Annotated in this window: 9 protein-coding genes and 1 pseudogene; 4 read left to right on the forward strand and 6 right to left on the reverse strand. The window is 33.6% G+C overall.

The window, feature by feature from the left end:
• On the forward strand, positions 1–404 hold a 404-nt coding region (locus F6K54_RS32240), incomplete at its 5' end, for a hypothetical protein (protein WP_293087129.1).
• A 522-nt stretch (positions 405–926) separates the two neighbouring features.
• On the opposite strand, the gene F6K54_RS32245 is transcribed toward F6K54_RS32240, so the two are convergent.
• From F6K54_RS32245 to F6K54_RS32255, 3 genes are all read right to left on the reverse strand, one after another.
• On the reverse strand, positions 927–1,124 hold the full coding sequence (locus F6K54_RS32245; RefSeq protein ID WP_293087132.1) for a twitching motility protein PilT: 198 nt from the start codon (positions 1,122–1,124) through the stop codon (positions 927–929).
• A gap of 214 nt (positions 1,125–1,338) precedes the next feature.
• Positions 1,339–1,656 (reverse strand): hypothetical protein, encoded by a 318-nt coding sequence (locus F6K54_RS32250; RefSeq protein ID WP_293087135.1) that lies wholly within the window; start codon positions 1,654–1,656, stop codon positions 1,339–1,341.
• A gap of 670 nt (positions 1,657–2,326) precedes the next feature.
• Positions 2,327–4,003 (reverse strand): glycosyltransferase family 39 protein, encoded by a 1,677-nt coding sequence (locus F6K54_RS32255; protein WP_293087137.1) that lies wholly within the window; start codon positions 4,001–4,003, stop codon positions 2,327–2,329.
• Positions 4,004–4,281: 278 nt separating this feature from the next.
• On the opposite strand from F6K54_RS32255, the gene F6K54_RS32260 reads away from it, so the two are divergent.
• A complete protein-coding gene (locus F6K54_RS32260; protein ID WP_293087140.1) occupies positions 4,282–4,431 on the forward strand; it encodes a hypothetical protein in 150 nt (49 codons plus the stop codon).
• On the opposite strand, the pseudogene F6K54_RS43900 reads toward F6K54_RS32260, so the two are convergent.
• A pseudogene (locus F6K54_RS43900) lies at positions 4,371–5,424 on the reverse strand (IS701 family transposase). The gene F6K54_RS32260 and the pseudogene F6K54_RS43900 overlap by 61 nt on opposite strands.
• 1,156 nt (positions 5,425–6,580) lie before the next feature.
• The gene (locus tag F6K54_RS32270) at positions 6,581–8,209 is read right to left on the reverse strand and encodes an alpha/beta hydrolase (RefSeq protein ID WP_293087144.1); all 1,629 of its coding nucleotides are present in this window, start codon (positions 8,207–8,209) and stop codon (positions 6,581–6,583) included.
• A 385-nt stretch (positions 8,210–8,594) separates the two neighbouring features.
• Between F6K54_RS32270 and F6K54_RS32275 the strand changes: the two genes are divergently transcribed.
• Both F6K54_RS32275 and F6K54_RS32280 read left to right on the forward strand, forming a co-directional pair.
• On the forward strand, positions 8,595–9,017 hold the full coding sequence (locus tag F6K54_RS32275) for an alpha/beta hydrolase (RefSeq protein ID WP_293087147.1): 423 nt from the start codon (positions 8,595–8,597) through the stop codon (positions 9,015–9,017).
• A 50-nt stretch (positions 9,018–9,067) separates the two neighbouring features.
• Complete coding sequence (locus F6K54_RS32280) at positions 9,068–9,583, forward strand: ATP-binding cassette domain-containing protein (RefSeq protein ID WP_293087149.1); 516 nt, start codon at positions 9,068–9,070, stop codon at positions 9,581–9,583.
• Positions 9,584–9,766: 183 nt separating this feature from the next.
• On the opposite strand, the gene F6K54_RS32285 is transcribed toward F6K54_RS32280, so the two are convergent.
• On the reverse strand, positions 9,767–9,983 hold a 217-nt coding region (locus F6K54_RS32285; protein WP_293087152.1), incomplete at its 5' end, for a hypothetical protein.

The following is a 9,983-nucleotide window of genomic DNA, read 5'->3' on the forward strand; positions in this document are numbered from 1 at the left end:
CCAAAGGAGCTGAAAAAAAAGGCAGATTCTGGGAAATTCCAGTTTCTGAGAGTGGGATGCCTAGAATAATTCCGGCTCGGCGCGGTCCGAAAGGTATCTGGCACCATCGGGAAACCACTGTACCTCAAATGATTCACGTTAATCAAAAGAAGATTATAAGTAATAAGGGTAAGGCTCCAGAGAAATTAGAACCAGTAGTGTCACTCAAGCACAACGAACACAACTATTATGGTTATGACTTATATATTTCAGGTCCTTGCCAAATCGTCTATCGACCTTATAAACCAGCAAAATGTGGCGCTCATCTGTGGATTAATACTTATCATCCAGTGCAATTTATAGACACTCAATTCAATCTTGATCCAGCCACTGCAAGGCAACCCTACAGACAAATTAAGAGGTAGTCTGGTTTCAGAGGCAGGCTCGTTCGTCACAAAAAAATATTTATTCGCTCTGAGTAGCTTAACTGACAATAACCTCAGCCTTTTTTCAGTGAACAGTTATCAGTTATCAGTTATCAGCCTTTTCAGTTATCAGCTTTTTTTTCAGTTATCAGCCTTTTCAGTTATCAGCCTTTTCAGTTTTTTTGATGATGGAAAATAAGATTTTGCTAATCTCATCTGCATCCTGATGGATACTTTCAAAGGCTTTTTCTTCAATAGACATTTTTGCTCTAAAGTCAGCTTGAGATATTCCTCCATTTGCTTCTGCTATATTTGCTCCATATAGATAGATGTTCCACTTCTTAACAGTTGTTTAGATAATAAATATTCCTTTAGCTGAAGACTAAAAATAAAAAGCTAAAAACTAAAAAATAAATGCTCTACTATTTATATCCATAAACTCTGGAAAAAGCTAAAAACTGATAACTGTTCACTGAAAAGACTAATAACTGCTAACTGAAAAGGCTGATAACTGATAAATGATTATTCTGCTTCCCAGTCTTCAATTGTTAACCCTTCAATTCGGCTAAATTCTCTTAAATTATGAGTCACTAATATTAAATTATTTGCCAAAGCAATAGAGGCAATTAAAAGATAATTTGAACTAATAGGCGTTCCAGCTTTAGCTAAATCAGCCCTAATTTTACCATAAATTTCAGCACAAAAATCATTAAAGGGCAAAGATACAAACTACGATATAAATCATTTTTGCAGATTCAAACTTCTTTGAGGATTATTACTTCCCATAGCTCCATAAAATAGTTATGCTTTGACTACAGAACAAACGGCTATTTTTTCAGCTTCTAAGTTATCGATACGGCTCTTAATATTTTGAGATTTTCCCTTCAGATACATAATACAAACATTTGTATCTAATAAATAAATTAAAGAATTATTACTCATTAAAAGCTCGAACTAAATCATCATCCATCTCGTCACAAATTCCTTGGTTATCTTCTATTAAATCAAGCTCGGCACAAGTACCATATAAATTAAGTATTCCCTGAGAATGAAGCATATTATTTTGTTTGAAAAATTCCAGAAGCTCGGTATCAGAGAAAAAATTGAGCAGTTCTTTTAATTCATCAAAATCAATTAATCCTTCTCGAAAAGCATCTAGTGCAAGATTAGCAATAATCTTTTGTTGTAAATTCTCCCATTTACCTCCAACTTTTTCGGTTAACTTATCTGGTAAATTAATTTTAATTTGCATGATTTATAAACTCCTAATTCTACATTTGACACTTTTTTTTAGATTCAAAATTACAGTATATTTATCATAAGGTACAATTAATTTTTGCCTCCTTAATAGTTATTATATTTTAAGATCTACTCAGTAAAAGATAAATCTAATAAGTCTGTCTACTATTGATGAAATAATCGAACAATTAAAATCCAGGCTACAACACTTAAAATAACATGATATTATCCGTACATCCGTGCCAAAATCTGTGTCTTGCTCTTTCAATGGGGTAATAATAATTATTTTGATAATCTCTTTATTCTTGAAGATTGATGTTAGGCAATAGCCTGGTTCATAGCGATCGCCCTCGGACTAGAATATTCTATATCTCCTAGTCTGTCAGAGCAATAGCTGGCATTTCATAATTCCAAAGAAACCTGGTTTATAGGAGAAATCAGGTTTCTGGGTTTGCCTGTGTAAGTAGTTGGGATAGGCGGTGCGTTACATTTCATTAACGCACCCTACTAAACCAATGATTTTAACTGAAAAAGCTGATAACTGACTAGGAAAGAGACACAGACGAGACAATCCGAAAACCCCAATTATTGTAGGCGCATCAAAAACCCGCCGAGGAGTTACGGCTCGGTAGGAATCCCCGCGCCTTTAGGCCGGGGAGGATGTCAAATCCGCAGTTAGATTATCAACTTAACTTCCAAAGTGTTAAATGAATTTCTCCATCAGTTAATAATTCTGGTTGATAGATTTTTTCTAAGGTTATATCCCTTGAACTTTGCTGAATTTGTGAAATAAAATCTTCAGAAGGATTTAAAAGATAAATAGTTTTATCAGCAGCAAAAAATGATAAATGAGAAAGATGCGAAACTAACTGAAATTGAATGGATGAATTAAGTATATAACTTAGAGAAATGGCATCAAATACATGAAGCGGTTCAGTCAATAAAATTGAATCTGGGTTATGATTAATAATATTCGCGATCGCTGGATTATGAAAATTGCGAGTTTTCTGATATTGAGGTGACTTATCTAATATTGAAAAACAGGAGAAAGTTTCAATAAATAAAACCAGAGACAAAATAATTATCCAAGGTTTAATAGATGGCAAAAAAATCTTAGAGAAAGTCTGAATTTTCTCAGAAAATAAATAGGCAACTGTGAGATGAATCAAGACATAATTCGGCATCATATATCTAATCGCAGTTGAACTTTGCCCGCCGAAAATTAGATCGCTTCCTCTCATAATTAGTAAGGGAATAAATATTTGTAATAAAATAAATAATCCAATAGTTTTGTCAGTCTTCTTGTAGAAAAAATAAAAAGAATAAAAGATTATTATAAATAAGTGAATATCAATAATTAATCGCGTTATTATTAACCAATTCCAGCCAAGATAAATAGGTGTTTCAATAAAAATTGTTGCTAGACTATAAAACCAAATAGCTATCATTACCAAGGGATGTAAAAAAACATTCATCCAAGTAGTATTATCTTGTAAGAGTTGCCAATTTTGCACCATAATAATTAACCAAGGACTAAAAGCGATAAATGCAATAATCACAGCAGTCAATTGATAAATTATCAGGAAAGGCAGAGGGCAGGAGGAAGAAGGCAGAAGGGAATTATGGCTCCTGCCTTCGTTCATTTTTGATTTTTTTTGAGAATAATCAATGACTATAACGTATAAACTTTGAGCAATAATAACTAAAATAGATAACAAAGATGTATAAATGCTGAGAATTAAACTAATCGTATAACTAAACCAATTAAACCAAGAATGGGAACGTAATTCTTGATATAAAGTAATTTGAGATAAGAGAATTATGCAAACCAATAGACTATAAGGACGTGCTTCTTGAGCATAGGTGACATATAAAGGAGAAAGGGAGAGAAGACTAACAGCAATCCATCCTGTTTTAGCAGGCTGAAATAAGATTTGACATAATCGATAAATTAAGGGCAAAGTTAATAAACTAAATAGCACGGATAGACTTCTAATTGCGCTAATGGAACTGCCAAAAACACTTGTCCATATTCGAGCTAAGATAAAATAAAGGGGAGTATGTTCAGGACTTTGAATAAAAGCTTTAATGGTATGTTTAAAAGTTTTTTGATTGGTAATTTTCTGATAATTTTGTAACTCGCTAATAGGAATCAAACCTTTATTGAAAATTTCCTGCGTCACTTCTTGTTTTGTAAATCCAGCAACTCTTAATGATGTAGCAACTTCATCAATCCAATAAATTTTACTGTCTAGATTAGCGATTCTACAATAAACCCCTAAAAAAAGAATAATAATAAGAATAAATGTTAAATAATTTTTGGGCGATTTTTTAGTAAAAGCGAGGAAATTTTGAGTCATTTCAGTTATCAGGAAAGGCAGAAGGCAGAAGGCAGGAGGCAGAAGGGAATTGTTCCTCTTGTCCTCTCTCTGCCCGTAATCTTTAGGGGACAAGGGTATAAAACCCCATCGGTAAACCAATGTTTACTTAATATCATGTTCTCCCTCCGGGGGAGCTACGAATTGCGGATAATTACTTATAATAAAATGTTTGTTTGTAGTTGGGCTTTAGCCCAGAAAATACTTACCGAATTATTAATTATTAATTATTAATCAGGACTTACGCAAGGACACTATATATGGTGTCTACTAATTTAGGCGATCGCTATAATTTTTCGAGCGATCGCCTCAAGATTTTTGCCATTTTTCAAACAATAGTAAAAAATACCTATAAAATCAAAATACCCCTGAACTTTATTGTGGGATTTTTCAGTTCTTGGAGAAGATAATCACGCCTAGTAATTCATGTTTGACTTGATAGATAGTTTTTCCTATTTTAACTGCTAATATGCATTAAAAAATTCCAGACTAACATGGCACAAGCTATATGATTTTTTTGAATTTGACTAATACGACCCAATCCAAAATTCGCTTGCCTTTAATTGCTTGATTCTGGTGTGAAACTCTTCTATCTTCCATCTACTCTGAGACTTCATATCTACAGCATAAATACGAAGATTGACTTAAGTCATTAGTTACAATATATTCTGTCCTATTGGTAGAAATAGTTGCCCGTATGGACCTTGACTTTCTTATCCCTTGGAAGACCTTTAATTTTAATTATTTTACCTGATATTTTTTCTGATTCATCCCAATATAATTCTCCTATTTTTTGATATTTTTCTACACCTCCAGTATCATCTACTAGGCGATTTATTTTTAAGGGACAGTAATATATTTTTCCCATATTATCTATCAATCCCATTAACCTTTTAGTTGCGTACCAACTATCCATTAACACAGTTTTAAATGGTATTTTTTTCCGGTTTACCAGACATAAAATCATTTCTTCTACATGATCTATTTTGGTCTTTTTATCGGTATCTGGGTCATAAAGCGCGATAATCAAGAGTGCCAAAATTGTTCGATTTTTGGATTGAAATATATACAATTTACTATCCCTATACCACGTTGGCGTAGCCTTGCGGAGCGCAAACTACTTTATGTTCATTACCACGCTCTCTGTCTCCTAACTAACTCAATTTTATTACTATGTTCTTTGTTGAGAACTGTATCATCAAAGATTAAATAACATAAGTGTATTAGTTACAATTTCTTCTTTAACATTTCGACCTAAGTCCTGGTCATCAAAATTTTCAATTTTTAAATAACGATTTATCCTATCATGGCTAATATTTTCTAGGTGATTTGCTAAAGAGCGTGATAGTATAATTTGTATGAGAATTGAGTAAATATTGGTATGGGATCAATATAGTTAAAATTCATATAGCTAGCTCAAATTAACTAATATTATTTTCTCATAATTAGAGTATTGTGGCAAATTTTATTTACAGTTAGCAACATTTTTAACCCGTGAAAATTAACTATATTAGTGTCTCTTTAATATAAGTTATGATGATTTTTTTATTCAAGCGATCGCTTGGAAAATTATAGCGATCGCCTAAATTAGTAGACACTATATATAGTGTCCTTGCGTAAGTCCTGATTAATAATTAAATAATTCTGGTTTAAAGCCTCCCCCTTTTAAGGGTAAAAAAAGCGGTCGAGGGATGGATGGGTTTCCTAACCATATCCAATCGACCAAGAGAAGAAATAATATCTCCTTATATTCAATCAAGAGCGGTTTTAACCAGAGGTAATTATCAATTATCCATTATCAATTATCCATTAATAAATATTATACCAATTTGATAAGTGTTTGTTAAAAATAGTAGAAGTAAGAAAGAAGAAGGAGTAAATATTGAAAAAAAGGTAAAAACAATAGATATAACTATCTATAATGAAGGATAGCCGCTATTTTTAAGCATATTCGATCGAGAGGCACTTTTTATAGCATTCTTTTTTCAAATTGGTATTAGGGCTAAAGCCCAACTACGAGCCTAATTATAACTGTTCTACCGTTAGCGTAGCTCCCCCGGAGGGGGAACATAATATCCCCGGAGGGGGAACATAATATAATTTATTAAAAAGCTGTTTGCGTGTAAGCATTCAGCCGTCAGCTATCAGCTATCAGCTATTGCTTTTAGTGAGTGATAAAAGCAATATTTAATTAAGCTAGAAAAATCTGGCTAAAAGTCAGCTCCAAAGTCTACATTCATTTAAACCTCGTCCTTAAGCGCAAGGTCTTATTGGTACTTAAACATTTTCTGGTCGAAAAAATGCGTCAAAGCCACTCTAGACAAGGGAATTACGTCGATGCCCTAAAAATGGCTAGAACCCGTGCTTCCATACGGATTTATACCTTTTTGACGTAAAAGCCTTTGTCCGTCTATATTTGAGCCTATTTTCTGGCTCTATTTTGTTTAAGTCCCATTATTGCTGATAGCTGATGGCTAATAGCTGAATGCTTACGTTTGCGTAGCATTCCGTAGGAAATGCTTACCTAAAAAGAGGAGGCTATTGAGGATTTTTTTTCGGTCATTTGAAAAACTTAAATAATTTTGATTGGTAGATAAAATTAATATTTTGTATTAAATGCAATTTGAAGGGAGCTTTACTTATAGATAAAGTATAATCAGGGTTTAAATAGGAACGATAAAAGTCATCTTCGGCAATATAAACATTAAAAAAAGCAACAGTTAATATATTCAGATAATAGCGAGTTGCTTCAACCACTTGTTCCTCTGTAATATTTTGATTACTCAATTGACTCATGGCTTTTAAAATGGAACGACTATGGGGAAGTTTTTCAGAAATGGCTAGATACTTCTCAGAAGATTTTAACCAAGAAAAAGGGAAAACTTGTTCAGTTAATAAAGGGGTAATAAAATCTGTGTCAGTTGCTTGCCACAAAACAGGAACATTAACCTGATTCATTTCAGATGCACCATAAAGACTACGACAAAAAGGAAAAAAGGCAAAAATGGCTTGAATGCGATTATCTTTTAAATCATAAGATTTTGGCGGTAATTCTAAAGCCCGACATTGGTACAAAATAGAAATATTATGAAATCCATTTGGGGATTGGCAATCTTTTTTCAGTTGTTTAAAATTAATTTTTGCACCCCCTAAAGCAAAAGCAGTTGCTCCACCAAAAGAATAACCAAAAATACCGACTTTTTTCAAGTTAAGCTTTTGATTAAATTGAGTTTGATTTAATTCTTCAAAGCGGTCTAAAATAAAGGTAATATCCAAAGGGCGATCGATAAATTCAGTAGCATTAAAGGGGTCAGAATATAATCCTTTATAAAAGGCTATTTTTCTTTGATGATTGCTCTGGGGATGGTCTGGAATAATAACAGAAAATCCATAGGAAGCTAAATGATTAGCTAATTGGTCAAATCGCTCTAACCTAGCTCCCAAACCATTAGAAATAATAATGACAGGTAAATTTTTTTGTGTTGTTCGAGGCAAATAAAAAGCAACCTTTAATTGGCGATCGCGCGATGTATCATATAAAGATAAAATTCTTTTATTAATCTGAGATGGAAGGAGTTTTTCTTGAGCCAAATTAGGCAAATTTGTTGTAACTGAAGTAGACTTATTTTTTGCTGATGTTGGTAAATATTTGATAAAAGTTTGTGTCTTTTGAGCCAGGGTAGTAATATAGTTAATTGATTGTAAAAAATAATTAACATCTACTTGCATATCAGCAGGAAAGTGGCGAATAACATTAATAAGACTGACCCCTTCAGGTGTTGTTGAAGCCTGTATAATAGAATCTCGAATGGCATCATCACCATTTTTACCTCCTGGAATTTTAATTCCTTTTCCTAATACAGTTAATAATTGCTTCCCTGCATAACTTTGCCCTAATTGATTTAATGCAGAGGTTTGAACGGAGTAACGATTGTTTAAAAATGCTCTAAATTGATCTTGTTGTTTGGGATTTAAAAAATTAAAATAAACTGATAAATGTTTATCGACTGTTCCGTTTTGAGAAAATTCTTCTAAAGATTTAACAGGAATAGAATTGTGAAAAATGGCATAAATTAGTGTAATTTTTTCGGCACTATAAGCAGGTAAAGCTATTAAAAGCGTACTGACAATACTTAAAATGAGAAAGTTAAATTGCCATTTATAAAGTGATTTTGGTATCATTATCATAGATAGTTGTATAATTCTGCCATCTGTCGCTTGATATATTTATTATACCAATTTGAAAAAAGAATGTTACGAATAATAAGTGCAATAAAAAGATTTTGTAGGAAATGTCCCTTTGACAAAAAAGAGAATTTACGACCTGAAAACAGGTATTAAATCTATTAATTATGACTCCTGAATTCTGGATTATGTTTGCGGAGCATGACAAACGGAAATTCTAAGAAATACCCTAGCTATTTGTAGCAAACATTTATCACGCTTGGTATTAGATATCATAGCATTATTTCTTTTGTGATTCAAGATAATAATGAAGCACATAATTTTCGCACTTATTAACAAATATTGGTTTTTATTGAGTCTTTTTGGACTTATTTACTGCGGATTATTAATGGGGTTAAGAAGTGGACAAACTCGTTTGATGTTCTTTCCTTCTTCTATCATTCATCAGACACCCAAAGCGGTTAATTTAAGTTATGAGGAAGTCTGGATTCCGATGGATAATGGGAAATTAAACGGTTGGTGGATTGCTGGGAATTGTGCTAATTGTCCAACGATTTTATACTTTCATGGTAATAGCAGTAATCTAGGCGATTTATTAGATAAAGCTCTTTTTTTCGACCGCTTAGGGGTTTCTATATTGCTCATTGACTATCGAGGGTATGGCAAAAGTCAAGGAAAGTTTCCTGATGAAATTCAATTGTATGAAGATGCAGAAGCCAGTTGGCTTTATTTAACCCAAAAGCAACAGATTGCCCCCATAATATTATTGTATACGGTCATTCTTTGGGGAGTGCAATTGCCATTGAATTAGTGACTCGATTTAGTATAGTTTTGTAAGATAGTGTATTATTTGCTGTTAGTGTGAGCAATAATATTGCCTATGGTTGTTTGGAAGCTACAGAGGCAGATATTATTACTGCTGCTAAGTTGGCAAATGCTCACAATTTTATTATGGAATTACCCAATGGATACGATACAGTTGTGGGGGAACGTGGTGCAACCTTATCTGGAGGGCAACGTCAAAGAATAGCGATCGCCAGAGCGATCGTGCGACAAGCACCAATAGTTGTATTAGATGAGCCAACAGTAGGTTTATACCAATTTGAAAAAAGAATGCTACAAAAAAGTAGATATTGCTCGGATATGCTTAAAAATAGCTGCTCCAGTTCATTTGAGATAGTTATATCTATCTTTATTTCCCTTTTTTTCAATATTTATCCCTTCTTCCTTCTTCCCTCTTCCTTCTTTCTTACTTCTACCATTTGTAACAAACATTTATCACGCTTGGTATTAGACAATGAAAATGAGTGGGAAGTAAGTGAAGCTTTGGCACGATTAACTGAAAATTGCACCACTTTTTTAATTAGGGCTTGCTGATTAAATATCAAAGCATTGATATGTAAAGATTTTAGCTGTTTTAGGTTGAAAAAAGTGCGCCTGTTTTCGCTCAAGAAAGCTCAAAAAACTAGCATTTTGTGCAAGAGTTGGGCAGAAAAATTAAGGGACAAAACGCCCGCTCCTACCTCCTCTACATTCCCCGTTCCTCCTGTCTCCTGTCTCCTACCTTAACCCATAAGACTTTTGAGCGCAAACCCTAATTACCCATGATTTGAGAGCTGCCAAACCTGCCGATCTAATTTTGTATATTGATTGACATCCTCCCCGGCCTGAAGGCACGGGGATTCCTACCGAGCCTAAGCTCCTCGGTGGGTTGACGTTTTGCTTCGCATAGCTGTCGCTAACATTGGCTGCTGCACCCACCCCTCTTGCTCCCCTC

Source organism: Okeania sp. SIO3B5 (assembly GCF_010692555.1).
Taxonomy (GTDB): Bacteria; Cyanobacteriota; Cyanobacteriia; order Cyanobacteriales; family Microcoleaceae; genus Okeania.

What these genes read in the sequence shown, in the direction of transcription:
- F6K54_RS32275 (WP_293087147.1), top strand. Translation starts at nt 8,595, where the DNA reads ATGGGGTTAAGAAGTGGACAAACTCGTTTGATGTTCTTTCCTTCTTCT.
- F6K54_RS32250 (WP_293087135.1), bottom strand. Translation starts at nt 1,656, where the DNA reads ATGCAAATTAAAATTAATTTACCAGATAAGTTAACCGAAAAAGTTGGA.
- F6K54_RS32260 (WP_293087140.1), top strand. Translation starts at nt 4,282, where the DNA reads ATGGTGTCTACTAATTTAGGCGATCGCTATAATTTTTCGAGCGATCGC.
- F6K54_RS32270 (WP_293087144.1), bottom strand. Translation starts at nt 8,209, where the DNA reads ATGATAATGATACCAAAATCACTTTATAAATGGCAATTTAACTTTCTC.
- F6K54_RS32255 (WP_293087137.1), bottom strand. Translation starts at nt 4,003, where the DNA reads ATGACTCAAAATTTCCTCGCTTTTACTAAAAAATCGCCCAAAAATTAT.